Here is a 25,008-nt window from a genome sequence, read left to right on the forward strand (position 1 = left end):
ATTCGAAGAGTTAACCTTCCAAATATCGAAGGGTGACTCTGATTTCTTTCTTACACGCTTAAAATGGTTGGTTGGAAAAGCGTGAGTACTGGATGGCATCTGCGACTTCCTGAGCTTTAGACTCTGAAGTCATAAGGTGAAGTAGCTTAAGAGCAGCTTGATAGCTAACTAGGCTACCGTTCGAAGTGATAACGCCATCATCAATGACAAAATTCTGGTCGACTTGTACTTTGACTGCTGGGTAATCTCTTTGAAAGCCGTTTTCACCTCCGGCCCAAGTTGTTGCTTTTTTGCCGTTTAAAAGGCCAGCTTCGGCTAACAAATACGCGCCAGAGCAATTACTTGCCATCCAATCTGCCGCTTTTGAGGTAGTTTTAATAAAGTGAATGAGATCTTTATTTTCGATTAGTGCATCCATGTCATAGCTGGATGTTAAAACCAATACGTCGAGTTCCGGCAGATCACCAATCCAAGCATCCACACCAATTTTTAATCCTTCTTCAGTGGTGATGGTTTTCTGATCGGAGACGGAAATGGTGAGCACGTCATAATCACTAAACCAAGTGAGACGACTTGCGACGCCAAAAACCTCTAAAGGCGCAGTAACATCAGAGGTCAGTACGCCATCGTAAACCAGAATACCAATTCGTTTATCTGCGGCATGTGCTGTTTGAAGCATCCCAAAGAATAGGACTAGTGTCGCTATCAATAGTTGTAGTGCATTCTTCAATCCGTTTTTACCCATGGTTTTTTCCTCGTTAACAGAGCATCAAGTTATTGAGGTTCATTATATTTAGGCTGATTAGTGATTGAAGAGCCACTTGGTCTTTACTAAAGTGAATAAAATTCATGAATAGAGTTCATTGGTTATATGGATAAGATACGGTCCCTACGATTTTTTATTGCCACTTTAGATGGCGGTAGTTTTGCTGCGGCTGCCAAAGTGTATGGCACTGACCCTTCGACCGTGAGTAAAGCCATACATCGTCTTGAAAGCGATTTGGGTATACAGCTTTTTCAACGTTCTACGCGACAGAGCCGCCTGACAGAAGCTGGTCGTAGGTACGCAAATACTGCTAGGTTTGTACTGGAGGAGCTGGCGGCATGTGAGGATTCATTAAAAAGTCACAATGATGCGCTTTTAGGGCAGCTTAAGATTAATGTGCCAGTCTCGTACGGTCGCCTCTATATTCGTCCTTTATTAAAAGAGTTTTGTCGCCGCTACCCTAACATCACTATCGATATTCATTACGATGACGCCTACGTTGATATTATTGAGCAAGGTATTGATGTGTCGATTCGCTCTGGTGTCGTTCACGATAGTCAATTGATTGTGCGTCAGCTGAGCCCTATCGATTTTATCATTTGTGCCAGTCAGGATTACTTAGCGCGCCATGGTGTTCCGAGTGGCCCGGATGTATTCAATGACCATTCTTGGGTTCGTTTTCGTTTTAAACAAACGGGGAAACTGTTGCCGATTCGGATGCCAGAACCAGACGGTGCGAGTGAATATGACCCCGAAAGAAACTATATTGTAAATGACGGTGAATCCATGGCAGAGCTTTGCGCAGAAGGCTTAGGATTAACTCAGATCCCTCATTTTATCGCGAGAGACTGGCTTAAATCGGGGCGTTTAGTGCCGATATTTCCGAGCATGCGCCAAGCAGGAAATGGCGTGTATCTTCTCTATGCCAACCGGGAATATGTGCCTGCACGAGTTAGGGTGTTCATCGATTTTATCACTCAAGCAATACAGGATATGGATGAAACGCCATTCCATACTTGGGCTGAAACGTTGCCGATTTATCGACCGAACCAAGGCGATTGAAAACTTCATGTGAGTCTTTGGTTAAAACCCCCCTAAGCTATATGGCGCTTTTATTGGTTTTTGTTAGTTTATTGGGCGTTATTATCGAAAAGCGCAGTTTGCTCTTCGTCACTCATAAAGGAAAGACAATGCCAACTAAGATCTTAGTGCCTGCTTTGGCCCTACTTCTCAGCGCATGTGGCGGCGACGGGGAGTCGTCAGCCCCAGCAGAAAGCGGCTCACAAAACACAGGTTCCACATCGTCACAAGGCACATTTGCCGAGCAGATGCTTGCAGCGGTCAACAGCGCCCGCTCTACTACACAACAGTGTGGCGCAACCACCATGCCACCTGTTGGGGCCCTGACTTGGAGCTACGATTTGGAAAGCGCCGCTTATCGACATTCAAGCGATATGGCGAACAGCGATTTCATGAGCCACACAGGCTCTGATGGCAGCAAAATGTCAGATCGAGTTAACGCAACGGGTTATGCTTGGAGCGCCATTGGTGAGAATGTCGCCGTAGGGCAAAGCAGCATTAACGCCGTCATTAATGCTTGGTTATCGAGTGAAGGTCACTGCCTTAATATCATGAGTGCGGATTTTGATCAGATGGGCGCGTCGCTTGTCGAAAATCACTCTGCACGCTACGGATATTACTGGACTCAGGTTTTTGCCAAACAGCGCTAATGCGATAAAGAAGCCTGATAGATAAAATAAAACGCCAGCAGTCACTATCTGCTGGCGTTTTATTATTTACATCTCTTTTAGCTTGTCAGGTTACGAAGTTTTGGGTCATCCGCCAGGTATTCAACAAATTCAATCTCAAAACCGGCAGGGTCAACAAAATACACATTTTTGCGGTAAGGTTCATCAGCACCAGGTTGGGCAATCGGATAACCTGCATCGGTTAGTCTTTTGATGATTGCATCGACGTTGTTGGTCACATAAGCAAAATGCGCTAGCCCAACTTGGTGCCCGCTCAACTCGCGGTTTTCTCCTTCGCCATGGTCACTCATGGCTATGTATTGATACTCGTCGCCAAAATGTAGCCAGTTTCTTGGTTTGCCACTCCATTCGCCTTTACCTTCATCACGCACGTACCAATGTGGAAATGCAGTTTGGTAAAACTTCAGCATTTCAGGGATATCTTTCACGACTAAGTTAATATGTTCTAGTTGGATCATGATGTGCTCCTTTTTGTCATTTTCTAGCCAACGATGAATATGCTAAAACCTCAAGTAAAGTTGAGGTAAAGGGCTTTTTTGATTTTATTTGTAGACGCCATTTATAAAGGTCAGGCAGCTGACACTGAAGAGTTGGCTCACACAGAAATCATTGAAACCTTGTGCAAGATTGGAAAGATGTTACATGATGGGGACTTCCAGTTAACCGTTTGATTTAAGTAAGCAAAAGATGAAAGTTTTTACACTTAATCATGATGTTGAGAATTTCCCTTTTTTACAAGAAACTCAACTAGAGATTTCTATACAATACTCGGATGGCGATTTGCGGGAGTTATGTGGTGAGCGTGTCGCTGATACTTGGATGATTATTGATTTGGAGTGGGTGAGTGATAACCACATGCTTACAACAAAACCTGATTTTGCAATCTGGCGTGCAGGCGAGTTTGCTTGTTCTGAGTCCGCATATAATCAAATAAACGAAGCTCTTGATTCCAGTTGTGAGTTTTTGCCATTACGCGTCGCTGGCGAGCGTTGGTATGCCATAAACATACTCAAAACTTGCGATGCCATTGATAAGGATCGCACTGTGTTAAATGTAAGAGCTAATGGTAAGCCAAGTCGTGTAAAGCGGTTTAAAAAATTAGTGTTGAGTATTAAATCAATCAAATCCGGAGGCTTGTTCAGGATTGAAAATAACGGAAGCGGTGTTTACTGCAATGATGAATTAGGTGGTTTGTATGAAATTTACCATCGTTGTCAGCTAAAAGGTCTGATATTTGAAGCAGTAGAAACGAGTTAAAGCCCGCAATGTTTCACCCTAAGTGTATTTCGGCAGCTTTATTTTACTCTGTTATTTCTAGTAATAATTTGTTCCCCCCCCCCCAAAAAAAAAACCAAAAAAGCCAGCAGTTAGTACCTGCTGGCAAAGTCTTTGGGCTTCTAGTTTTTTGATTTTATTTCTTGTTACTCATCGCTGTCACGGTGCCCCGATTGGTTTTCCGGGGAAGAAAACACAGCACCGTGCGCTTTGTGTCCAAGAAATTTGGAGATTAACCTTGCTTACGGATTAGGTAGTCAAATGCGCCTAAGCTTGCTTTTGCACCTTCACCCATCGCAATGATGATCTGTTTGTAAGGAACGGTTGTTGCGTCACCCGCTGCGAACACACCTTCTAGGCTAGTATCGCCACGGCTACCGACTTCAATCTCACCGCGCTCAGATAGGGCTACTTCTGAATCTTTTAGCCATTCTGTGTTTGGTACTAGACCGATTTGAACAAAGATACCTGACAGTTCAATCTCTTTGATTTCGTCTGTGTTGCGGTCTTTGTACTTCAAGCTTGTTACGCGAGTACCGTCACCCACCACTTCTGTTGTTTGCGCCATCGTGATGATGTCTACGTTTGGTAGTGAGTTCGCTTTGTCGATAAGCACTTGGTCTGCGCGAAGTACGTCTGCGAATTCAAGAACCGTTACGTGTTCTACGATACCAGCAAGGTCGATAGCTGCTTCGATGCCTGAGTTACCACCGCCGATAACCGCAGTTTTCTTGCCTTTGAACAGTGGACCGTCACAATGTGGGCAGTACGCGACACCTTTGTTGCGGTACTCTTGCTCTCCCGGAACGTTCATTTCACGCCAGCGTGCACCTGGGCTTAAGATGACACTCTTACTCTTCAGCGTTGCGCCGCTTTCAAGTTGGATGTGAATCAAACCATCTTCTGTGTGTGCTGCACCCATTAGCTTCTCAGCTTGTTGCTCAGTCACGACGTCTACATCGTATTCTTTTAGGTGTTCTGCTAGGTCAGTTGCCAGTTTTGGACCTTCAGTACGTTTTACCGAAATGAAGTTCTCAATTGCCATGGTGTCCATAACCTGACCACCAAAGCGTTTAGCAACAACACCAGTGCGAATACCTTTACGAGCAGCATAAAGAGCAGCTGCGCTACCACCAGGGCCACCGCCGACAACAAGCACGTCGTATGGGTCTTTTTCGCTTAGTGCTTTCGCCGCTTTCTCGCTCGCGCCGTCATCCACTTTGTTTAGGATTTCAGTCAGAGACATACGGCCTTGACCGAATAGCTCACCGTTCACGAATACACTTGGTACTGCCATGATGTCGCGTTGTTTCACTTCATCTTGGAACAAACCACCGTCGATCATGGTTGCTTTTACTTTCGGGTTGATCGCCGCCATCATGTTGAACGCTTGAACCACGTCCGGACAGTTTTGACACGACAGTGAAATGAAGATTTCTACGTCTAGATCTTTGTCTAGTGCTGCGATTTGCTCAATCACTTCTGGTTCTAGTTTGATTGGGTGACCGCCAGAGTGAAGCAGTGCCAATACTAGAGAGGTAAATTCGTGACCCATTGGCAAGCCTGCAAAGCGTAGTGCTGTGCCTTTAGCTGGGTTAGTTACCGCCATCACTGGTTTACGTGCGCTTGCGTTGTCGTCACGTTCAACGGTGATTAGGTCGCTCATCTCTGCGATTTGGTTCGCTAGAGACAAAATGTCATTCGATGCTTTGCTTTCATCTAGACTAACCACTAAACGAACTTCTTCTTTTACATTAGCCAGATATTGTTTGAGTTGTTGTTGGATCGCTTGGTCTAACATAGTTGTTACTACCTTAATTAAATAGTTACCAATCAAAACAAGTATTTGTTCATTGTTGCTAGCTAAAATCGTTGATAACTGCGTTATAGATTTTGTAGTTAGAGTAACTAGCTATCGAAAATCTATGCCTGGTTCTAAACGATTTTTTCTACGCAATTACTGCACACCTACTTATTCAGATAGGTAATAAAAAGTGGTTACTGTAGATAAAACCTGAGGGGGAGAGAGCAAATCAGGCAGAAGGTCGTCAAGGTATCTAACCTGAAGTGCTCTCTAATTCAGTTCTAATCAGAAAAAGGAAATCGGAACTGATTAGAACTTAAATTTCAGTGGCTTAGATTTTGCCAACTAGGTCTAGTGATGGAGCTAGTGTCTCTTCACCTTCTTTCCATTTAGCTGGGCAAACTTCGCCTGGGTGCGCTGCTACGTATTGAGCTGCTTTCACTTTGCGTAGTAGGTCTTCTGCGTCACGACCGATACCTTCAGCAGTGATTTCCATTGCTTGGATAGTACCTTCTGGGTCGATTAGGAACGTTGCACGGTCTGCAAGACCTTGACCTTCACGCATCACACCGAAGTTGTTTGTGATGTTGCCTGTTTGGTCGCCAAGCATGTAGTACTGAATCTTACCGATTGTGTCTGAGCTGTCGTGCCATGCTTTGTGAGTGAAGTGTGTGTCAGTTGATACTGAGTAAACTTCTACGCCACGTTTTTGTAGCTCTTCGTAGTGGTCTGCTAGGTCGCCCAGTTCTGTTGGACATACAAACGTAAAGTCTGCTGGGTAGAAGAAGAATACTGCCCATTTACCTAGGACGTCTTGTTCTGTTACTTCAACGAATTCGCCGTTTTTGTACGCTGTAGCTGCAAATGGTTTGATTTGAGTATTAATCATAATTTACTTTCCTTTGAATGTTTTAAGCTGAGCTGTTGTTGCTTTCGGAAAGTATATTCTCATCGGAGTGTGTTTAAGGAAAATCGCTTGTAACTATCCTATTGATAGCCATTTCCTATTTCACTTGATAGGCATATCCGATGTAAGTGGGTTTGCATTGATAGGTTTTATTGAAGATGAAGGCGGATTAGCAATAGAGAATACTGATGATGACCTTAAGTGGATGTTCTGAACAAGATCGAAAGAGCCTGCATCTCGGCAGGCTCTTTCTAATAGGAAGTGGTGAAGCGGATGCTTCTATCTTGTTAGCTCAGGTTGTCGAGCACTTTGCCACACAACTTCTTCAGCATGATCATTTCATCTAGCTCTAAGGTGATTTTACACATCATGGCGTTTGGCACCGACTTAGCTTGCTCTTTAAGGGCACGACCTTGCTCTGTTAGGTTGAGTACGCGAACGCGCTCATCGGTTTCACTGCGACCACGCTCTACATAGCCTTTTGCTTCTAAGCGTTTAAGCAGCGGTGTGAGTGTGCCTGAGTCCAAATGCAGTTGTGACCCCAATTCTTTTACGCTGGCACCGTCTTTCTCCCACAGCACCATCATCACTAAGTACTGCGAATAAGTCAGATCAAGCTCGTCCAACAACGGGCGGTACGCTCGGATCACTGCATTTGCTGCGCTGTAGAGCGGGAAGCAAACTTGGTTTTCGAGTAAGAGTTTATCGTCGTTGGTCATGGTGTTGTCGGTGTAACACTGGCTCATTGGCGCTGCCTACCTGCTCATAGAGAAAGAGAGTCATAAAATAAATTGTGCACAATATAGTTGCAAACGATCTTTACTTCGATATAAGATTGCAAGCAATTAAATTGTGCGCAACTTAAATTGAGAAGGACACTCGCATGACTACTCTATACAAAACTCAAGCTACCGCTTTGGCTGGTCGTAATGGTCAAGTAAAAACAGATGACGGTCTTCTCGATCTAGAGCTGTCATACCCGAAGGAAATGGGCGGCACAGGCGCAGCAACTAACCCAGAACAGCTTTTTGCAGCGGGCTATTCAGCGTGTTTTTCTAACGCGATTTTGCACGTAGCACGTGAAGGTAAAGTAAACCTGAAAAGCGCTCCTGTAACGGCAGAAGTGGGCATCGGTCCGAACGATAACGGCGGCTTTGCACTAACAGTGAGCCTAGCCGTAGAGCTAGACATGCCACAAGAACAAGCGCTAGAACTAACGCGCATTGCACACCAAGTTTGCCCATACTCAAACGCAGTTCGTGGCAACATTGATGTGGTAGTAACGGTAAACGGCGAAGCAATTTAAGCGGTTCTTATCACTGCACAAAGACAAGAAAGCCTGCAAGTACGCAGGCTTTTTCTATATTTGAAGTAGGAGTCTAAATTCAAACTTAATTTGGTTTGTTCGAAATGCACAGGTATAGTTGGCAAGATTAGGTCAAAATCTAAACGAAAAATAGAATGTGATTAGCACTTTCTATTGATTCAAATATTTCGGTCAAACCTGCAGTATAGTTCGGCTGGATTCGCTTGTTGTTACACCAGCGAGGTTGCCGATAGGAGTCATGTGATGAGCACTGAAACGGTAAGTTATCTAAAAAAGAATGCTGCGAAGCTTGAACTGGATGAGCCAATGACGATTACGCAAAATGGTAAGCCTATTTATGTCGTTGAGTCTTATGAAGAACGTCAGAAGCGTGATGAAGCCATTGCTTTAATGAAGTTTGTTAGCTTTGCTCAAAATGATGTTGCGAATGAACGTGTAAAGTCATCAGAAGATATGAAGAGCACGTTAGCAGCACTCAAAGATTGAGTTTGATACGAGCATGGAAGCAAAAGTTCTCTATACACAAACCTTTGAAAATACGGCTATTCAGAGTATTAACTATTTATCGAACTGGAGCGCTCGCAACGATGTGATTGATAGATTAATTGCGGTTCAGCAGAGGTTTGAACACAACGTTTTGAATAACCCGTCTATCTATCCCCCTTGTTATGAACTGACAACAATCGGTGTTTACGACATCCGGCAATTTAGCTTTGATGGATTCAAGCTGCTTTACCGAATTGGTGACAAAAATACTATCTATGCTCTAGTGATTCTGAGTGACAAACAAAACCTACAAAACGCATTGATTGACCACTGCATCATGTTCAAATGATTCTATGAGAGACCGCATTAACGCGGTCTCTTTTGCTTTCTGGCTCTAGTGTATTAACGCGACTCTAGCGGGTAAGAGCGGTAGCTCCACATACCGTAGGTACGCAGTGCATCGCGGTAGATACCAAGCAATTCGCCATCGCTGGCTTTGGCTAAGTCTTTCAGTGGCTTGTCTGGATAGCTCACTGTGTCAAAAGTGATGTCTTGCGGGCCAGTTTGCCAGCTTGCGATTTCAAACAAGGTTTGACCACGGCGCACATGGCTCGCTGAGCTGATGATGGTCGCGTGCTTGATGTTATGACGTGCCAATGCGTAGCTGCTGAATAGGGCGTTACCTACCGTGCTGGTGGCGTAGTTTTCTTCAATGATGCGATCTTTGCTGATGCCTTTTTCAATCAGCCAATCTGCCATTAATTTGCCTTCGGTTTTGTGGTTCTTCGGTACACCCCCCGTCAACACGATCAACGCGTCTGGGTTTGCTTTCGCCATTGCTAGCGTGGTTTCCAGACGCTCAACCAAGATTTGGTGCATTGAACCATCTGGGTTCAGCGCGTATCCCAACGTGACTATAGCGCCTTTGTCATCCAGTTTGCCTTTATCGGCTTTCTCTTTTAGTGGCGTTGCAAGTACGCGGTCTACGGTGTCGAAGATGCGTTGGATGTCTGCGGCTTTACCTGCATTGAGTTTAGTGAGTGTCGCCATGTGTTTCGCTGATTCTGCTTGGTTGCCCTCAAAGCGTTGCCATACCGCTAAGTAGGCGTGCAAATCCACATCGTCTGGTGCGACAGAAAGGGCTTGTTCAAACAGTTCAATCGCGCGGTCTGCATTCTTGTTATAGATCTGCGCGTTTGCTGCAGAAATCAGTAGATCAGTGCGGTACGGCTCAAGTTTGTATGCTTCTAGTAAGCGGTCGGTAACAATCTCCATGTTGCTCGGCATTTTGGCGGTAAAACCCGCATGCGAGATACGCGCAGGGGATTTGAATGCCTGTACCGCGTCATTCAGCAGTTGGTCGACAACCTGACGTTTGGTGACGATCTGTGAGTAATCGGCGGAAGATTGGATAGCAGCATCGTTAGCCGCGATAGAGTATGGGGCAGCAGTCAGCGCAATTACGCTACCAAGAGCAATGGCAAGTAAGTTCTTCTTCATGGAATGTCCTAGAGGTGCTGTAGTACCTAGTTTTTATTGTGCCTAGCGTTGTAGGTCGAACGGGGTCGATAGAATTTTTTCAGTCTAGGTTCGCTTCATGAATAATCTGTGAAATGAATCCCAACTCAGCCGAGCGAATGAACGCGCGTGGTCAAAACGCGAAGTAGGATCACGAAAATACTGAGGTATTCGTTCGTGTTCTAAGTAATTGGATTAAAAGATAAACAGCGTTTGGAAGAACGGATTTAAGCAACCAGAGTAAGAAATGAAAAAGCCTGCAACGATGCAGGCTTTTGGTTTATTTGATGGCAGTGCAGAAGCTAACGTCTGCATGGTGCGTTTGTGGGTCAAAGCTGTGGTAAAGCTCAAAGCAAGGACGATCGTCGTTCTCAATACCGGATTCAATCACTTTGCTCATGACATCATCCCACGCTTTTGAGTATTGGCTCGGGTCAGTAATGTGCTGGCGCATCACCGCATACTGACCGCCGGGGAAGTCTTGCAGCTCAATACCTTTCGGAACTTCGGTATCTTCTGGCACCATTAGACAGATGTCAGTACGGCACTTCTCGTCTGGCGTGATTTCTGGGTTGTCATGGTAGATGAAGATGCAGGTATTGCCTGCCAAACCTTTCATTCCTGCCCATTGATACAGGCGACCTGACGGCTCTTCATAGCCTTGGCCGTAAGGGCCGTTTACGCGAATGTAAGCCAGTTTTGCTTTTTCAAAGTTTTGCGTTTCCATTGTCATGCTCCATTTGGTGAGTTCAGAGCCAGTATATGAATCGCTTGGTGTTACTTCGTTTCCATTCTTGCGCAACGTGTGTCCAATCTTGCTGTTTCGTGCTAATTCAGAAAATTGCTGGTAGTTTTCGCAGTCACGAAAGGCTGTAGGTGTGACGCCATAATGTTGTTTGAAGGCTTTGGCTAAGCTCTGTGAGCTAGCAAATCCGTACTCTAGGGCAATGTTTAATACCGGTTGCTTGGATTTGAATAAGTCATCGGCGGCGGCTTCTAAACGTAAACGTCGAATGAAATCGGCCAATGTCTCGCCTTGCACGGCTTTGAAGGTGCGATGAAAGTGATAAGGAGAAAGGTTTGCCAGCGCGGCCACTTCTGGCAGGTTGAGTGGTTCATTAAAGTTTTGTTCTAAATAACGAATCACAGGAACCAGTCGTTGGTGGTAGTCGACGCGCATCGGGGTATTTCCTTGTTCTGTTCAGCTTGTTTTCTCTGCTCAAAGCCTACCGCAATCCAACAAGCTTGCAAGGGAGCAGGGTGAGAAATGCGTGGCGAGATGCGCGTCAATCAGTCACACTCAACTAACAGATGTTTAAGCAAAAACGTTGCGCTTATTATCTTTACTAACCGCTAGGACAATCATGATAGCTTGGAAACACACTCTGCCAGAGTACGAATGGCTCATTCATCAAGTGTGGTACTTGGAAGTACCAGAGGGTGAAGTCATTGACCCCAAGCCGCACCTTATTCCAAACCCGCGAGCTCATTTACTCTTTACGCCACCAGAGCAAGGCTACAGCTACGACACGGGAGACACTAAGCTTACTGGCAAAGGCTGCCATTTATTAACGGCTAACGAACACTTGCTGCTGTTGGAAGATACGGCTCCCATCAAGCGTATTGGTATCACCTTTCGTCCAGAGGGTTTGTATGCCATTGAGTCACTTTTTAGTGATGTATCCCAAGTTAGCGCAATTAACCAATGCGAATGGTTTGATTGGCTCAACACGGCGTTTGATGTGCGCTTTCAACAAGGGTTATGGCTGCTAGAGTTGCAAGATTCACCGCAATGTTTGCTGAACTACATCAAACAACATCTAGATGCGTTAGATATCGAACCTTGCCGTACCAAACCGTTTTTGGCATCGCAAAAAGCAGTATCCGTGATGGACGCTCAAGCATTACGCTCACCTGAGCTAGCGATGGATATTGATGAGATAGCCAAACAGTGCGCCTGTTCTCGAAGAACACTTGAGCGCAGTTTCAAGCAAGTGGTGGGGCTGAGCGTTAAGCAGTATCAACAAATGGCACGTCTGGAGCAGATGATTTTGACCCTCTACAAGCAACAAGAGGCGATTGATTGGGCGAGCTTCTCCCAACAATTTGGTTTCAGTGACCAATCGCATTTGATTCGAACCCTCAAACAGCAGCTAAGGAAAACACCGAGCAAGTACTTGAAAAAGCGTGACTTAACCATCGATATCTATGGCGACTTTGAGTCGTAATACATTGCTAATCAGCCCGAAAGTTGTCGCAAAAATCCAATTTTTCTCTTATCCGCTGGGCTACTATTTTCAGCAGATAACGAGGTAACACATGTCATATCAAAAACTAAAACAAGGCGAAGCCATCCCATTTAACGAATCGTTGACTATCCAACTGATTCAAGGCTCTGATCTACAAGATATTATCGAGATGTTGAACGACGATAAGGTCAATCAGTATCTGTTCTTCGCACCTGCTGACAACAGCCTGTATGAGGGTTTCTTTGGCCCTATTATTGAAAATACGGCACAAGCGCTCAAAGACGGTGTTTGGCCAGATAGCCCAACGTTCGTGATTCGCGACCAACAAGGCCAGTACATGGGAATGTGTGCAGTGACCGCGGTGATGTTCTTAACTGGCAACTACGAAGTGGGTTATCAATTACCTACTTGCGCATGGGGCAAAGGCGTTGCGACTCGCGCTTGTCAAATGATGACCGAGATTGGCTTTACTGAGCTAAACGCCCATAAAGTCAGTGCGGATTGCTACGCTTCTAATGCTGGCTCTTACAAGACGTTAGAGAAAAATGGTTTTACTCAAGAAGGCCGTCAGAAAAACTACTACAAACTAGAGCAAGGCTTTGACGACAAGCTTTACTACGGCATGACCGCAGAACAATTCGCGTCTTTAAATCGCTGATCATTAACCGACAAAAATTAGCTAACAACAACGTAGCGAACAAAAAAGGCCGTTAACCCACATGCTCGGGTTAACGGCCTTTTCTATATTCAGCGCTAAATGGCTAAGACTTAGTTGCCTTGGTTTTGGCTTTGAAGCTTCTCTTTTGCTTCTTCAACCTTTGAGAAATCCAATCCCAACTCGTCTACGGCTTCTTTGATTAGCGCAGGGTTTTGCATCACTTGCGCCATCAGCATTTGTAGCTTGTCTTGTGGCAAACCTAGTTGGCTGATTGTTGCCATTGCCGCTAGAGGGTTTTGCGTCAGAGTCTGAAAAATCTCGTTGATTTGCTCATCGCTGATGTTGTTCTCTTTCAGCAAGGCGATAATTGGGTTCATCATATTTCCTTTCAATCATTCATTGGATGACACTGAGGTGCAGTGTATCACTCGGTTACCGGTGTTTGTACTAGCTGAATAATTGGGGCTCCCGCTCAACATTTCAATACCCCGTTAGCTCCATGTAACCAGTCCCAGAATGAGAGCCCTCAATACGTACTGGGCCTTCCCAATAAGGTACCGAAAGCGGCATTTTCGCGTTCGGGTTGAGAGCAGAAACGGTAAGCTCAATTTGCTGATTTGGAATCGACACTTGCCACTGGGTTGGATACTTTCGCCCTTGGATTTCTGTTTGCTTGGTTGCTATTAAGCGAATGTCTTTTTGAGAAATGGCGATGCCAGAGCCATCTTGCTGCATCAGCTTTGCGCTGGCGTAACTAGCTTGTCCGGTTTTGGAATCCCGCAACTGGAACACCACCAAGCTGGTTTTGTCACTCAACCTCAGAGCAAACCAGTCCCAGCCTTGTTGTGAGTCGAGTAAGAATTGCGAGCTCCACTCTCGATCTATCCAGCCTTTGCCGGATACTTGATGGGTTTTGCCATCGATCGTGACTTCACCGGAGACATCAATAAACGGTTGGCTGTAGTAATACGAAGCCACCTGACCATCGCCACTTTTGGTACTGTAACCTTGCTCGCCTTGCTTTTGATAAGGCGCAGTGCTGGTAAGCGTCAGCGAATAGCCAAACTGTTTGGAGTTTGCATTCAATGTGGCAGGGAAGAGGTCGTTGGTTGAAGAGGTCCACTGCCAATCATCGAGGTAAACACGAAATGGAGAGCTATCGACGCCGGCTAAGGACGCTTGAGCGCGTGACCATTTTTCATCGGCGTAGTGTTTGTCCGCGGTCGTGACTGCGCTGTGCGCCATGTAGATTTGTTGAGCTTGCCATTCGGTTTTCTTCACGTCATCTTCGCCCGTTGGTGGCGCAGCAGCAAAGCGAAATTGTGTCCATTGAACGCCAAGTGGGTTGCCATCTTCATCAATTAAGTTAGCGGTTAAGTACCACCATTCATGACGAAAATCCGGGTGTGCTTGATGGTCTGCCGGGAAGGTGAGTTCAATCCCTTTTTCTACGGGAGTGAATAGGTTGCTCTCGCTTTGCGTATCTCCGCTTCCCAGCAACGTGCCCATATTTTTTTGTTGGGCATCTTCACAACCGAACAGGAATAAACTGCTTATGAGTAGAGTAAGCTTGCTTGCCAATCGAACCATCACAACACCTCGCTTTGCAAACTGGATACGACAGGCTTGCTGACCAATCGCCACAGCGGAATCAAGGTTGCAATCACCGCCACCAAGATGGTGATCGCCGCAATACTGAGCGCATCACTCCAATTCCACTGATAATTTAAGCTCCAACCAAAAGCGCGTAAGGTGACGATGTCTGTCAGCACATAACCCACCATTGCTCCGAGGGGCAGGGCGATAACCAGAGTAAAACTGACCAAAGCGACGATCTGTCCGACCACCATGGTCATTAATTTACGACGACTAACACCAAGTGCGTACAGCCTTGCAATGGCGGCTTTGCGTGCGTCGAGCAACATGAAGCAAGCACTGAACAAACCAATCACCGCGACCATCAACGTCACGCCGTTGAGCGCGCGCGTAATGGCGAAGGTCTGCGAGAATATATCCAAAGCGATGGATTTGATTTGCGCCTGATCGTAGAGCTGACTTGGATGTAGATTCAATTGATCGCGCAGTTGCTCGTAGACGATTTGTGGGTCCCCCGAGACTTTTATGCCAAGGCTTGTCGGCAGGTCGGTAAATCCGCTCTCTTGCCATAGCTTTGGTGCTAATAACACTTCACCATTGGGTGAGCCGTAATCGTGGAATATCGCACCCACAAGCAGGTTCTTATTTGGAACGGCATCAAGCGTGAGCTCGCTACCCAGAGATAAACCCAGTTTGACCGCGGTTGGTTCACTGATAGCGACCAACTCACCTTGGTAAAAGCGTGACCAGAAGTTCTCCAAACGCGATTTGAACACCATTGTTTGCTCTAAGGTGTCTTTGTCTTTGGTGCCAAGCAAAATCGGTAAGCCTTGTAGGTTATCGTCGACGTAGTATTGCTTGTAGACGGTCTCAACCTTGTCGAACTGTCCTAATGCACGCTCTACATCTGCGATTTCCCCTTGCGCAGGGCTGACGTAAATGTCGGCGTGTAGCCTTTGTTCTAACCACTGTTTTAGGGTGGATTCAAAGCTGCCAACTAGCGTATTCATGCCCATATTGGCTGTAACGGCGAGTAGCAGTGCCATCATGGCGAGAGAAAGCGGAGAAATCAGCTCGCGCAGCTCTGCAAACAGATACTGCATCAAACCTGAAGCGGTGCGTTTTTCACACCAATTGGCTAACACGCTGAGTGTTTTGGGTAGGTACAAAGGAATCGACACCACAAGCACGCCGAGCCACGCCATGGTGAAGCGGTGATGCTCACTCAGCCATAACCCTGCGAGTGCGAGAGCCGTCAACGCAGCACCTATCACGAACAATTGGTTTTCGTTAGAGGCTTCCGGCGCTTGATAAAATCCGCCATGAGAGGAAAGCGGCTGGCGCACTCGCTGTTTAAAGTGCTGCCAACATGCCAATAGGGTTGCGGTTAACGTGAGTAGCAGGGCTTGCGCCCACCATTGCCACTGCCAAGTGCCGGGCAGCAGTGTCGCGCCATAAAGTTGTTCTAGAGTCAGTGCCACGGTCGGATGTAACCAGTGACTAAGCTGCATGCCCAATACAAAACCGAGGGAAGCGCCGATGGTAACGAGAATAGTGAGTTCAACTAACAGCGCAGAGAACACAATGCTCGGCGCAACACCCGCTTGTTGAATTTGCACTAACAGCCGATTGCGTTTAAGCAAGCTGTACTTTACGCCGTTGTAAGCGATGAACAGCCCGACTAAAAACGCGAGTAAGCTCATTGCGGTGAGGTTGAGGTGAAAGCTGTCGGTCAGTGAGCCAAGGTCTGTACTTTGGTTATTGGAAATCCATTGTCCTTGCTCGCCAATGATGCTTTGCCAATTTGCTTGCGTGTCTTTATTCCCTTTATCACCCGAATGGAAAACCGCAATGTAACTGAGCTGTCCTTGTTTATTGAGCAGTTGCTGGGCAAAGCCAATGTCCATCAACATTCGGCTACCTAACTGCCATTCGTCGGGTAGCACCACCACTTGGGTTGGAATGTCGTCCAGAGCTAGGGTTTGTACCTCCCCTAAGTTTTGATGTTGAGATTGGCTCATCATCACGATTGGCTTACCCGCCAAAAGCTCAGGTAAAGGTAAAGCACTGTCGAACAAAGACACGTTTTGTTGGTTTTCTGATGACTTTCCGTTTGCAGAATACCGAGAACGCGAAGAGATGGCGGCAATCAACTCACTACCTTGTACTGACCAACGTCGACCTTGTTCATCTCTCACTCGCCCTTCGATTACAGGTAGCGTTGCACTGAGTCCGTTTTGTCTAAGGGTGAAGTAGAGCGATTCGGGCAGATAGTTTTGCCCTGCTGGTGGAATAATTAAGTTCTGAGCTTGTGCGCTAAGCTGCTCGGTAGATTCTGCATAACTGCGCTTGGCATTGAGGTTGATGGCTTGCACCGCAACAAACAAGGTCACAGCCAGCACGATACCGATCAGAATCGCGGCGGCTTGCAGTGGCGCCTGCCGATAGTGCGCTACAAACAGATTCAGGGCGAGTCGAGTATGAGTGAATCTGATATTTGATGGCTTAGCTTGCTTCATGGCGAAGCTCATGTTTGTTTACTTGATGACTGTTCTGTAGCTGACTATTATCCAATCGCAGCCGTGTTTTCATAAACTCCGCGCAGTCAGGACTGTGGGTGACTAACAGCACTGCCGTATTGCCTTGGGTGGTGATTTCACTGAGTAGCTTCATCACTTCTAACCCCGCTTTTTGGTCGAGGTTACCTGTGGGTTCATCGGCGAGTAGAAGCTTAGGTTTGTGTGCCAATGCGCGTGCGATAGCGACTCGTTGTTGTTGACCACCGGAAAGGGCAGAAACATGTCTATCAAGCAGTTGGATGATGCCTAGAGTCTCGACCAAATAATCGCACCAGTCATTCCATTTTTGTTGATTCAAATGTAGAGGGAAGGCGATGTTTTGCTGCACGTTGAGCGGCGTTAATAGGTTGAATTGCTGAAAAATAACACCGAGTTTTTGGTGTCGAAATCGGCTCCATTGCGGGTCTTTCCAAGCCGCCGTGTTATCACCATCTAACCACAACTCACCTTCGGAAAGTGGCTCAAAGCCAGCGATGACATTGAGTAAGGTACTTTTGCCGCTGCCACTTGCGCCTGTCAGCGCAACACTCGCTCCTGTGTTCAACGTAAAGTCGACGCCTTCCAACACGCGATGTGTCTCTTTGCCATCAACAAAGCTTTTGCTGGCGTGTTTGAGTGTGACAAGTGGGCTTTCCATTTCCTCTCCCTGTATTCAAAAGGTGTCGTTTCTTTTGGCAATCACTATTGCAGTTATGTCTCTAGAAACTTTAGACAACAATCAGATAAAAACAGCGATTTACATCGAGTTTAGGGTCTGTTGACCTTTCGAGCTGATTTTTGCAGCGAATTGTTGGGTGTTTGTGCAAGGCAGAAGCTTTGATGTGTAGTTAGCCTACATGAAAAAGCTGATAACGCAGGAGAAATGACCAACAAACGCTGCCCAAAGGGTTCGGCTAAAATCGTTCTATGCTTTGTTAAGGAGTATTTACTTAGAATGCTAGGCTACACACTCCTTGCCTCGCCTAAAACGATTTTATCTCGAACAAAACTTAATCTCGAAAGATAAACAGACCCTACTTTGTACTGAAAATAAGAGGGAAGAGATTAAATGAGGAAGGGATATGACAGGCATTAAAAAAGCCCGAGTCAAACTCGAGCTTTCAAAGATATTCAGCGTGGTCAGCTTACACGTAGTACGCTTCAACTTCGCCTTTAAGTTTGATTAGCATTGGGTTACCGAAACGGTCTTTTGCTTTAGGAGAAGCAATTTTCACCCAACCTTCGCTCACGCAGTATTCTTCTACGTCTGTGCGCTCTTGGCCGTTGATACGAATACCGATTTGGTGCTCGAAGCATTCTTTGATGAAGAATGGGCTACGTGGGTTACCCGCTAGGCGATCTGGTAGAGCTGGTTTAGCTGTGTCTGTCATTTTGTGTGACCTAAATTCCGTAAAAAGTGCGCTATTGTAGTCAGTGCACTGTATGTGTTCAAGATATGTTGAGAGTGGATGCGTTGTTTAACTTTCAAGTACCGCCTATAACCCCTTTAAATACTGCGCGTTGGCTGTTGGTTGAATCATGGCATTCAGCGTTTGGACGGCTTGTTCACTGTGATCTTCAAGTAGAGCTAAGAACGCGTCAATCAACTCAGGTTTGCTTGCTGAGACTTTTGTTTCGGTCTGGATATCACACAGATCGATCAACACATCGGTAAACAATTGCGGCAGATCGTGCAGCACTTGCAGGTTTAAGATGTTGTGCTCGCTGTAGATTGAATTGTGGCTGCCTTTTTGTTTTTGCACCAAGTAAGGATTGTCTTTTAAGTTGATGATAGACGTGCGTTTATCACAGCGTTTCAAACAACTTTTGTTGACCTTCACCTTACGGCATCCTTCGGTTTGTTGAAACAAACATTGGCGGCTCGTGAGTAGAGTGTTCGGGTGATAAATGCTGTAGAAGCTGCGCATGTTTTTCGGACGCTTTATGTGACGCACCTGCTTCATATTCAGCTCGTTAGAAACAAACGCGCCACTTGCCGCGAACTCGTCTTGAAGGCATTTAAACGCGTATGAGTTCACCGTGTTCAGTTGTGGGCCTGCCACCCAGCCTAAGCCGAGCTCTTTTGCGATCATGCCGACACCTGAGTTGTTGGTGATCAACAACTCAGGTTGGATGGTTTCCAAAAATACGCGCGCGGCGTGGTAGTCTTCGCCAATCAAAATGGCTGGGAACCAAGGTTTGAGCATTGGGTTGGCTTGGAACAATTCAATCATCGCGCTCAGTTCACCAGACAATCCCATTGGCAATTGATAGTAAACATCAACGTCGTGGTATTCGCACAGCATGGCTTCTTGTGCTGACGAGATCAGAACCGATAATTTTGGCGCACCTTGGCGAGGTTCTGGTTGAGGTAACGTTGGCAGAGTTGGCACATCAATCGACCCTTTCAAGCTGCTGCCGGATACTTGTGTTGAAGTGACATCGAACGACTTAGTTTGCTCTGCCACTTTCTCAATGATCGCGGTTTTGTCATCGTAGAGTTTCTTTTTCACCGCTTGTACATCATCAGCAGACTGGCATTGGTAAACCTTCGAAAAATGCTTTACAGCATGGTCGCGCGGGTTGTCGATGTACATCGCCTTGCCGAAATCACCTTGCAAAAATGCGTTGGAGAAATCACGGTTGAACACTGTGTATAACTCTGTGGTGTCTTCAGAGAGTTCCAAACCCTCGCACAAGCGATCAATCTGTTTACGCCAGTTATCGACCACGGTGTACACGTAGTGGGATTTCTTAATGCGGCCTTCCACTTTCAACGAATACACACCCGCATCAGCAAGCGCTTCCAAGTCCCCAAAGGCGGAGTTGTCTTTCATATTGAGTGGGTAGTTGTTGCCTGTTTTGGTCGTTTCGTACTGTTCGCGACAAGGTTGGCTACAGCGTCCACGGTTACCTGATGCGCCATTGCGAGCGGAACTGATGTAGCAAATTCCGGAGAATCCGATGCAGTATGAGCCGTGGACAAACACTTCCATCATTACGTTGTGCTCGCGACCAAATTGCGCCAGATGTTTTATCTCACTGATGTTAAGTTCGCGAGATAAGTTTACTCGGCTTGCGGTGAGCTGGTTGAGAAAGAGGATTTGGCCTTCGTTATGCGTGTTCAGTTGCGTTGAAGCGTGCACATCCAAATCGGGAAAGTGATGTTTGAGAATGTAGGCCAGACCGAGATCTTGTACGATCACGCCATCGATTTTGGTGGTGTTCAGTTGGCTGAGCAAGCGAACAATCGCTGGAATTTCACTTTCTAAAATCAGCACATTCAACGTTAGGAAAATCTTACAGCTGTGCTGATGGGCCAACGTTAACACGCCATTTAAGTTATCTAAAGTGAGGTTGGTCGCTCGGTTACGAGCATTGAAGCGGTCGAGCCCACAGTAAATTGCATCGGCGCCAGCGGCAATGGCGGCTTTGATGGAATCTAAATCACCACCGGGTGCTAATAACTCAAATTGATCGCGTGTCACTACTTTTCTCTTTCTTACTAAAATAGGCTGCAAATGTTACGTATTTCACGCTTTTGATGCTCAGCTAGTTAACGCTTTATTAATCTGAATCAATTAATCCGTGTTACACGGTCGACTCTTGAGTGGGTAGAGTGCAATTCGCGATAGCGGAATTTGACTTCTATAGTTTTCCTACACTTGGTTTTTCTATATCTAGTTTTCGACTCAGAGAGAGGAAGGGACGACAAATGAAAAAAGTAATCATTGGGTTGGTCGTGGCGTTGACGTCATTGAGTGCATTGGCTGGGGAGGGTGTGGTAACCGTTGCGAGCACGCATTCAGCAAAAAATACGGCGGATAAATTTGTCGCTATCGCGCAAGAAAAAGGGTTGAACGTCTTTGCGCGCATTAACCATCAAGAGAATGCCACGAAAGTCGATATGACGTTGCGACCAACCGAAGTTATCGTGTTTGGAAACCCTAAAGTAGGCACGCCACTGATGATCTGTGCGCAGGAAGTGGCGCTCGATTTACCCCAAAAAGTGTTGGTGTATGAAGATGATGAAGGCAAAACGTGGTTAGCTTATAACGATCCTATTTATTTAAAGCAGCGCCATCATATTGAAGGCTGTGACGAGGCATTGAACAAAATCAGCGGCGTGCTGGGCAATTTAACCAACGCGGCGGCGAAGTAGGGCTGGTTATTGGCTTCGCTTTTTTTACTCCGAAAACGAAAAAGCCAACCTCACAAGGAGGTTGGCAAATCTTACCTAGATTGGGGGAGGTAAGATCAGGAGGTGGCGAGTACGCTGTGCACTTTTGACTTAATTGAGTCAGACTGCGTGCCGAAAATCGCTTGTAAACTGTCGCCAATCACTAACACATCTCGCGCGCCAAGTGCTTTTAGCTTAGCAACATCAACGTTAGCGATGTCTTTCACCGAGACACGCAGACGAGTGATACACGCATCGACTGACTTAATATTGGCTTTGCCGCCCAATGCAGCTACTACATCCACCGCAATTTCATCAGGCTCTCCGGTAATCTTCACTTCTGCAATGTCGGTTTCACGACCCGGCGTTTTCAGATCCAACTTCACAATTAGGAAGCGGAACAAGCCGTAGTAGAGCGTCGCCCAGATTGGACCGATGATGATGAACATCCACGCGTTGCTCGACATTGGGTAGTAAAGGAAGAACTGGATCGCGCCGTGCGCAAAGTCAGTACTGTGTTTGATTTCCAAAAATGCGGTGATCGCAAACGCAATACCAGTTAGGAAAATATGGATCACGTACAGCACTGGCGCGACGAATAGGAAGGTAAATTCGATTGGCTCTGTGATACCAGTTAACCAAGAGGTCAACGCCGCAGACATCATCAAACCGCCGACGATTTTCTTACGCTCAGGAGACGCGCAGTGGTAAATCGCCAATGCCGCTGCTGGTAGCGCCCACATGGAGTACATAAAGCCACCAGACAGATAACCTGCGGTTTTATCGCCCGCGAAGAAGCGAGTGAGCTCACCGGTAAACTCTTTGCCGGTTTCTGGGTCTACATAGCTGCCGACTTCAAAGAAGAACGGCGCATTCCAGATGTGGTGCAAACCAACCGGGAGTAGTGAACGTTCGCCCGCGCCGTAAACCGCCCACGCGAGTACAGGGTTTTGGTACGCTGCCCAATGAGAGAATGCATCAAGAAGTTGTCCGACAGGTGGCCATGCAAACGCGAGAATCGCACCAACGACGATCGCCGATAGACCGGTGACAATGGGCACAAATCGCTTACCCGCGAAGAAGCCCAAATATTCCGGCAGTTTGATGTTGTAGAAGCGGTTGTACATGATTGCCGCCACCGCACCGATAAAGATGCCGCCAAACACCCCGGTTTGCAGCGTCTCAACGCCCATGATCGTGGCGTCAGTTTCTAGGCCGCGCAGGCCAGTCACGATACCGAGCGATGCGTTCATAATAATTAGGCCAACTAAGCCTGCGAGCGCAGCCGCACCGTCATTGCCTTTTGATAACCCGAGCGCCACACCGACCGCAAACATCAACTGCATGTTGCCGAACACGCCTTCACCGGCGGCGAGCATCACTTTGTTGACCGCGTCTGGAATAAACGCAAAACCCGCGTTACCAATACCCAGCATCAAGCCAGCCACCGGTAACACCGCCACAGGCAGCATCAACGACCGCCCTATTTTTTGTAGTTGTCCAAATATACTTGCAAACATGGTTTCCTCCTGACGAATGCCAGTGTTGTAGGACCTGATTCCTTCAGGTCATGTTGTTTCACGTAAGGTCAGGATGATCATAGCGAGCAAGGCGGCGCCTAAGGTTACAAAAGGCAATCAGTTTGTAAGTGGCCGCTTACAAATCTCTTACACCGAGAAGTGAAAATTGCAATCGGCTCGATTGTGCATGGGCGTTTAAGAATGCATCATATTGGCCAGCGCCAAACTCAGGGGCAGGCACAGGGACGGACACAGGGAAAGTAGGATGGAAAACAAGCAGATACTGGTCGTCGATGACAACCTCGACCTTCGCGAAGCGTTGTCGGATTACCTTGGCCGCGCAGGGTTTGAAGTGCTTTGCGCGGAAAACGGCGGCGTGATGTGGCAACTGCTCAACGATCACCATCCTGATTTGATCATCCTCGATATTATGATGCCCGGTGAAGATGGCTTTACCCTGTGCCAGAAACTGCGCAAAAACTCCGATATCCCGATCATCATGCTGACCGCCGTCACTGAAGAAGCCGACCGAGTCGCAGGGCTAGAAATGGGCGCTGACGACTACATCACCAAATCATTCAGCCCGCGTGAACTGCTCGCGCGCATCAAAACCATTCTGAGACGCAGCCAATCGACCGCCAATAGCAAACTGACGCGTAAAGTGCGTTTTGACGATTGGTTGTTGGATACCGTAACCCGGCAACTGACCCACATTGCTAGCCGCGAGGTCAAGCAACTGAGTGGCGCGGATTTGTCGCTGCTCGGTTTGTTCGTCAACCACGCGCAATCAATATTGTCTCGCGATGACATTGCGCGCGAGATCTGGGGACGCGATGCCGACCCGTTTGAACGCGGCATTGACGTGCAGATCAGCCGCTTGCGTCATCACCTTGAAGATAAAGACCGTTCGCTGCTCCTAACGGTGCGTAACAAAGGCTACATGCTGACCACGGACGTGCACTATGAGAATTAAACGCTGGACGGGATCACTGGTCGTTCGCACCAGTGTGTTCCTGTTGCTGGTGATCATTCTGGCGCAGGTATTATCCGGGATTATCTGGTATCAACACGCCAGCGAACGCGATAAAGAGGGCCTGACCACCACAGTCAAAAGCTTAGCACTGAGCGCTTCTTCCACCATCGCTTTCTTTCAAACCCTCCCTTCTGAATATCGCCACTTGGTGCTCAATCAACTGCGCAACATGGGCGGCACGCGCTTTTTCGTCTCACTCAACAATCACCAGATTGACGTCGACCCACTGCCAGAAAGCGAACGCAAAACGTTGGTCATCAACCAAGTTCGCGAGGTATTAGAAAGCGAGCTGAGCGGCATTCCTAATATCGAGGTGGAGTTCACCCAGCGCGACAAACTCAAAGTGTTCAACAACGAGCTACCTATCGACGAACTGCCGTTATTGTGGGCGCATTATTCGCTTTCGTTTGGTGACCTCAATCCGCCTATTCTGGTGATGCAGGTCGAAGTCGCACAGAACGAATGGTTTTATCTCGCGGCGGTGCTACCCGCGCCTTACATCAACCTAGAGACTAACTATTTTGAGCTGCGCCAATGGCTCACGCTATTACTGTCCGCGCTAATGCTGTTGCTGTGTACCTGGTTTATCGTTCGTAAAGAAATTCAACCCATTCGAGAGCTGGCAAAAGCCGCAACCCTGATGTCGAGCCGATTAGACGTGCCCGAAGTCTCTGAGCGCGGCAGTAACGAACTGAAAGCGGCGGTACGTGCGTTTAACAAGATGAATCGACGCATCGACAGCCATATTAAAGACCGTGAAATGTTGTTCAGCGCCATCTCCCACGATCTGAAAACGCCGATTGCCTGCCTAAAACTGCGAGCGGAAATGCTGGATGACGACGCCGACCGAGAACGCTTTATCCGCCTGAGTAACGACCTAGATTTGATGGTCAAAGGCGCATTGCAATGCATTAAAGAGACCGATATCCACGAGGAAATCGAGCCGATCAATTTCACCCAACTGATTCAGCACATTTCCTCCAATATCGCCGATGCGCCGGACACAATTCGCATCCACGGCGAAATCCGCACCCACTTTGCTGGTAAACCGTTAGCGATTAAGCGCTGCATTCAGAATCTGGTCGATAACGCGCTCAAATACGGCCATCAAGCGGACATTACGCTGAGTGAAAGCCCAGAGTCGATCCAGATTGAAATTGAAGACCACGGTGACGGTGTTGACGATTTATTACTTGAAAAGCTCTGCCAGCCATACTTCCGCGCTAGCAACGATAAAGAAGGCAGTGGGCTGGGGTTAACCATTTCACAGAGTATTGCAAAGGCTCATGGCGGCAACTTGTTGCTGAGCCATTCTCAGTTTGGCGGCCTCTGCGCCACGCTGACTTTCCCGAGAGACTGACT

General features: G+C 47.1%; 25 protein-coding genes. 11 read left to right on the top strand and 14 right to left on the bottom strand.

Translation table 11 applies throughout. From position 1 onward, the window contains the following. Positions 1–58: 58 nt before the first annotated feature. Entirely contained in the window at positions 59–745 is a 687-nt protein-coding gene (locus tag R8N46_RS00765) for a DJ-1/PfpI family protein (RefSeq protein WP_005383525.1), read from the bottom strand. 126 nt (positions 746–871) lie between these two features. On the opposite strand from R8N46_RS00765, the gene R8N46_RS00770 reads away from it, so the two are divergent. Both R8N46_RS00770 and R8N46_RS00775 read left to right on the top strand, forming a co-directional pair. After that, positions 872–1,828, top strand: coding sequence for a LysR family transcriptional regulator (locus R8N46_RS00770; protein ID WP_115386869.1), 957 nt, complete (start codon positions 872–874; stop codon positions 1,826–1,828). Between the two features lie 128 nt (positions 1,829–1,956). Beyond that, a complete protein-coding gene (locus R8N46_RS00775; RefSeq protein WP_017634523.1) occupies positions 1,957–2,496 on the top strand; it encodes a CAP domain-containing protein in 540 nt (179 codons plus the stop codon). 77 nt (positions 2,497–2,573) lie between these two features. Here R8N46_RS00775 and R8N46_RS00780 read toward each other — a convergent pair whose 3' ends face one another. After that, a complete protein-coding gene (locus tag R8N46_RS00780; RefSeq protein WP_005374615.1) occupies positions 2,574–2,993 on the bottom strand; it encodes a VOC family protein in 420 nt (139 codons plus the stop codon). A 229-nt stretch (positions 2,994–3,222) separates the two neighbouring features. Here R8N46_RS00780 and R8N46_RS00785 point away from each other — a divergent pair, with 229 nt between their 5' ends. Next, positions 3,223–3,792, top strand: a complete 570-nt coding sequence (locus R8N46_RS00785) for a hypothetical protein (protein WP_064369556.1) — start codon at positions 3,223–3,225, stop codon at positions 3,790–3,792. Between the two features lie 250 nt (positions 3,793–4,042). Here the strand turns inward: R8N46_RS00785 and ahpF are convergent, their stop codons facing one another. The 3 genes from ahpF to R8N46_RS00800 all read right to left on the bottom strand — a co-directional run bounded on the left by ahpF (position 4,043) and on the right by R8N46_RS00800 (position 7,267). Next, positions 4,043–5,611 (bottom strand): alkyl hydroperoxide reductase subunit F, encoded by a 1,569-nt coding sequence (gene ahpF, locus R8N46_RS00790; RefSeq protein WP_005374617.1) that lies wholly within the window; start codon positions 5,609–5,611, stop codon positions 4,043–4,045. Positions 5,612–5,945: 334 nt separating this feature from the next. After that, complete coding sequence (ahpC, locus tag R8N46_RS00795) at positions 5,946–6,503, bottom strand: alkyl hydroperoxide reductase subunit C (RefSeq protein WP_005374632.1); 558 nt, start codon at positions 6,501–6,503, stop codon at positions 5,946–5,948. Between the two features lie 305 nt (positions 6,504–6,808). Continuing rightward, positions 6,809–7,267 (bottom strand): MarR family winged helix-turn-helix transcriptional regulator, encoded by a 459-nt coding sequence (locus R8N46_RS00800; RefSeq protein WP_064369557.1) that lies wholly within the window; start codon positions 7,265–7,267, stop codon positions 6,809–6,811. Between the two features lie 137 nt (positions 7,268–7,404). Here R8N46_RS00800 and R8N46_RS00805 point away from each other — a divergent pair, with 137 nt between their 5' ends. From R8N46_RS00805 to R8N46_RS00815, 3 genes are all read left to right on the top strand, one after another. Next, positions 7,405–7,827 carry an organic hydroperoxide resistance protein gene (locus R8N46_RS00805; RefSeq protein WP_064369558.1) on the top strand — a complete coding sequence of 141 codons (423 nt, stop codon included), beginning with the start codon at positions 7,405–7,407 and terminating at the stop codon, positions 7,825–7,827. A gap of 264 nt (positions 7,828–8,091) precedes the next feature. Continuing rightward, on the top strand, positions 8,092–8,334 hold the full coding sequence (locus R8N46_RS00810; protein WP_005383516.1) for a type II toxin-antitoxin system Phd/YefM family antitoxin: 243 nt from the start codon (positions 8,092–8,094) through the stop codon (positions 8,332–8,334). Between the two features lie 13 nt (positions 8,335–8,347). Then, the gene (locus R8N46_RS00815; RefSeq protein WP_020195558.1) at positions 8,348–8,683 is read left to right on the top strand and encodes a type II toxin-antitoxin system RelE/ParE family toxin; all 336 of its coding nucleotides are present in this window, start codon (positions 8,348–8,350) and stop codon (positions 8,681–8,683) included. A gap of 53 nt (positions 8,684–8,736) precedes the next feature. On the opposite strand, the gene R8N46_RS00820 is transcribed toward R8N46_RS00815, so the two are convergent. Together R8N46_RS00820 and R8N46_RS00825 are read right to left on the bottom strand one after the other, a co-directional pair. Then, the gene (locus R8N46_RS00820; protein WP_042522253.1) at positions 8,737–9,834 is read right to left on the bottom strand and encodes a YdcF family protein; all 1,098 of its coding nucleotides are present in this window, start codon (positions 9,832–9,834) and stop codon (positions 8,737–8,739) included. Positions 9,835–10,132: 298 nt separating this feature from the next. Further along, the gene (locus R8N46_RS00825) at positions 10,133–11,032 is read right to left on the bottom strand and encodes an AraC family transcriptional regulator (protein WP_115386868.1); all 900 of its coding nucleotides are present in this window, start codon (positions 11,030–11,032) and stop codon (positions 10,133–10,135) included. A 184-nt stretch (positions 11,033–11,216) separates the two neighbouring features. Here R8N46_RS00825 and R8N46_RS00830 point away from each other — a divergent pair, with 184 nt between their 5' ends. Together R8N46_RS00830 and R8N46_RS00835 are read left to right on the top strand one after the other, a co-directional pair. Further along, positions 11,217–12,080 (top strand): helix-turn-helix domain-containing protein, encoded by an 864-nt coding sequence (locus tag R8N46_RS00830; RefSeq protein WP_115386867.1) that lies wholly within the window; start codon positions 11,217–11,219, stop codon positions 12,078–12,080. A gap of 91 nt (positions 12,081–12,171) precedes the next feature. Next, positions 12,172–12,759: a GNAT family N-acetyltransferase gene (locus R8N46_RS00835; protein WP_115386866.1), complete on the top strand. Its 588-nt coding sequence runs from the start codon at positions 12,172–12,174 to the stop codon at positions 12,757–12,759. A gap of 110 nt (positions 12,760–12,869) precedes the next feature. Here the strand turns inward: R8N46_RS00835 and R8N46_RS00840 are convergent, their stop codons facing one another. The 6 genes from R8N46_RS00840 to R8N46_RS00865 form a co-directional block, all read right to left on the bottom strand. Further along, on the bottom strand, positions 12,870–13,136 hold the full coding sequence (locus R8N46_RS00840; protein WP_004746427.1) for a DUF2999 family protein: 267 nt from the start codon (positions 13,134–13,136) through the stop codon (positions 12,870–12,872). Positions 13,137–13,239: 103 nt separating this feature from the next. Beyond that, positions 13,240–14,349: a lipocalin-like domain-containing protein gene (locus R8N46_RS00845; RefSeq protein ID WP_115386865.1), complete on the bottom strand. Its 1,110-nt coding sequence runs from the start codon at positions 14,347–14,349 to the stop codon at positions 13,240–13,242. Next, positions 14,349–16,874 (bottom strand): ABC transporter permease, encoded by a 2,526-nt coding sequence (locus tag R8N46_RS00850; protein WP_115386864.1) that lies wholly within the window; start codon positions 16,872–16,874, stop codon positions 14,349–14,351. The genes R8N46_RS00845 and R8N46_RS00850 overlap by 1 nt, the downstream gene beginning before the upstream one ends. After that, a complete protein-coding gene (locus tag R8N46_RS00855) occupies positions 16,861–17,571 on the bottom strand; it encodes an ABC transporter ATP-binding protein (RefSeq protein ID WP_115386863.1) in 711 nt (236 codons plus the stop codon). Before R8N46_RS00855 ends, R8N46_RS00850 begins: the two co-directional genes overlap by 14 nt. Positions 17,572–18,058: 487 nt before the next feature. Next, positions 18,059–18,304 carry a DUF3297 family protein gene (locus tag R8N46_RS00860; RefSeq protein WP_025768686.1) on the bottom strand — a complete coding sequence of 82 codons (246 nt, stop codon included), beginning with the start codon at positions 18,302–18,304 and terminating at the stop codon, positions 18,059–18,061. Positions 18,305–18,409: 105 nt separating this feature from the next. Beyond that, positions 18,410–20,401, bottom strand: a complete 1,992-nt coding sequence (locus R8N46_RS00865; protein ID WP_064369561.1) for a U32 family peptidase — start codon at positions 20,399–20,401, stop codon at positions 18,410–18,412. A 227-nt stretch (positions 20,402–20,628) separates the two neighbouring features. Here R8N46_RS00865 and R8N46_RS00870 point away from each other — a divergent pair, with 227 nt between their 5' ends. Beyond that, positions 20,629–21,075: a DUF302 domain-containing protein gene (locus R8N46_RS00870; RefSeq protein ID WP_033906624.1), complete on the top strand. Its 447-nt coding sequence runs from the start codon at positions 20,629–20,631 to the stop codon at positions 21,073–21,075. Between the two features lie 95 nt (positions 21,076–21,170). On the opposite strand, the gene ptsG is transcribed toward R8N46_RS00870, so the two are convergent. After that, positions 21,171–22,613, bottom strand: coding sequence for a glucose-specific PTS transporter subunit IIBC (gene ptsG, locus R8N46_RS00875; protein WP_081886422.1), 1,443 nt, complete (start codon positions 22,611–22,613; stop codon positions 21,171–21,173). 265 nt (positions 22,614–22,878) lie between these two features. Here ptsG and R8N46_RS00880 point away from each other — a divergent pair, with 265 nt between their 5' ends. Together R8N46_RS00880 and R8N46_RS00885 are read left to right on the top strand one after the other, a co-directional pair. After that, the gene (locus R8N46_RS00880; protein ID WP_017634509.1) at positions 22,879–23,586 is read left to right on the top strand and encodes a response regulator; all 708 of its coding nucleotides are present in this window, start codon (positions 22,879–22,881) and stop codon (positions 23,584–23,586) included. Beyond that, positions 23,576–25,006 carry an ATP-binding protein gene (locus tag R8N46_RS00885; RefSeq protein ID WP_025535909.1) on the top strand — a complete coding sequence of 477 codons (1,431 nt, stop codon included), beginning with the start codon at positions 23,576–23,578 and terminating at the stop codon, positions 25,004–25,006. The genes R8N46_RS00880 and R8N46_RS00885 overlap by 11 nt, the downstream gene beginning before the upstream one ends. The last annotated feature ends 2 nt before the right edge of the window (positions 25,007–25,008 follow it).

Origin of the sequence: Vibrio sp. 1874, from assembly GCF_033344395.1 — a bacterium.
Taxonomy (GTDB): domain Bacteria; phylum Pseudomonadota; class Gammaproteobacteria; order Enterobacterales; family Vibrionaceae; genus Vibrio; species Vibrio alginolyticus.

Bases quoted from the DNA above. Each gene is read 5' to 3' on its own strand.
- R8N46_RS00765 (WP_005383525.1), bottom strand. From the start codon at position 745: ATGGGTAAAAACGGATTGAAGAATGCACTACAACTATTGATAGCGACA.
- R8N46_RS00770 (WP_115386869.1), top strand. From the start codon at position 872: ATGGATAAGATACGGTCCCTACGATTTTTTATTGCCACTTTAGATGGC.
- R8N46_RS00775 (WP_017634523.1), top strand. From the start codon at position 1,957: ATGCCAACTAAGATCTTAGTGCCTGCTTTGGCCCTACTTCTCAGCGCA.
- R8N46_RS00780 (WP_005374615.1), bottom strand. From the start codon at position 2,993: ATGATCCAACTAGAACATATTAACTTAGTCGTGAAAGATATCCCTGAA.
- R8N46_RS00785 (WP_064369556.1), top strand. From the start codon at position 3,223: ATGAAAGTTTTTACACTTAATCATGATGTTGAGAATTTCCCTTTTTTA.
- ahpF (WP_005374617.1), bottom strand. From the start codon at position 5,611: ATGTTAGACCAAGCGATCCAACAACAACTCAAACAATATCTGGCTAAT.
- ahpC (WP_005374632.1), bottom strand. From the start codon at position 6,503: ATGATTAATACTCAAATCAAACCATTTGCAGCTACAGCGTACAAAAAC.
- R8N46_RS00800 (WP_064369557.1), bottom strand. From the start codon at position 7,267: ATGAGCCAGTGTTACACCGACAACACCATGACCAACGACGATAAACTC.
- R8N46_RS00805 (WP_064369558.1), top strand. From the start codon at position 7,405: ATGACTACTCTATACAAAACTCAAGCTACCGCTTTGGCTGGTCGTAAT.
- R8N46_RS00810 (WP_005383516.1), top strand. From the start codon at position 8,092: ATGAGCACTGAAACGGTAAGTTATCTAAAAAAGAATGCTGCGAAGCTT.
- R8N46_RS00815 (WP_020195558.1), top strand. From the start codon at position 8,348: ATGGAAGCAAAAGTTCTCTATACACAAACCTTTGAAAATACGGCTATT.
- R8N46_RS00820 (WP_042522253.1), bottom strand. From the start codon at position 9,834: ATGAAGAAGAACTTACTTGCCATTGCTCTTGGTAGCGTAATTGCGCTG.
- R8N46_RS00825 (WP_115386868.1), bottom strand. From the start codon at position 11,032: ATGCGCGTCGACTACCACCAACGACTGGTTCCTGTGATTCGTTATTTA.
- R8N46_RS00830 (WP_115386867.1), top strand. From the start codon at position 11,217: ATGATAGCTTGGAAACACACTCTGCCAGAGTACGAATGGCTCATTCAT.
- R8N46_RS00835 (WP_115386866.1), top strand. From the start codon at position 12,172: ATGTCATATCAAAAACTAAAACAAGGCGAAGCCATCCCATTTAACGAA.
- R8N46_RS00840 (WP_004746427.1), bottom strand. From the start codon at position 13,136: ATGAACCCAATTATCGCCTTGCTGAAAGAGAACAACATCAGCGATGAG.
- R8N46_RS00845 (WP_115386865.1), bottom strand. From the start codon at position 14,349: ATGGTTCGATTGGCAAGCAAGCTTACTCTACTCATAAGCAGTTTATTC.
- R8N46_RS00850 (WP_115386864.1), bottom strand. From the start codon at position 16,874: ATGAAGCAAGCTAAGCCATCAAATATCAGATTCACTCATACTCGACTC.
- R8N46_RS00855 (WP_115386863.1), bottom strand. From the start codon at position 17,571: ATGGAAAGCCCACTTGTCACACTCAAACACGCCAGCAAAAGCTTTGTT.
- R8N46_RS00860 (WP_025768686.1), bottom strand. From the start codon at position 18,304: ATGACAGACACAGCTAAACCAGCTCTACCAGATCGCCTAGCGGGTAAC.
- R8N46_RS00870 (WP_033906624.1), top strand. From the start codon at position 20,629: ATGAAAAAAGTAATCATTGGGTTGGTCGTGGCGTTGACGTCATTGAGT.
- ptsG (WP_081886422.1), bottom strand. From the start codon at position 22,613: ATGTTTGCAAGTATATTTGGACAACTACAAAAAATAGGGCGGTCGTTG.
- R8N46_RS00880 (WP_017634509.1), top strand. From the start codon at position 22,879: ATGGAAAACAAGCAGATACTGGTCGTCGATGACAACCTCGACCTTCGC.
- R8N46_RS00885 (WP_025535909.1), top strand. From the start codon at position 23,576: ATGAGAATTAAACGCTGGACGGGATCACTGGTCGTTCGCACCAGTGTG.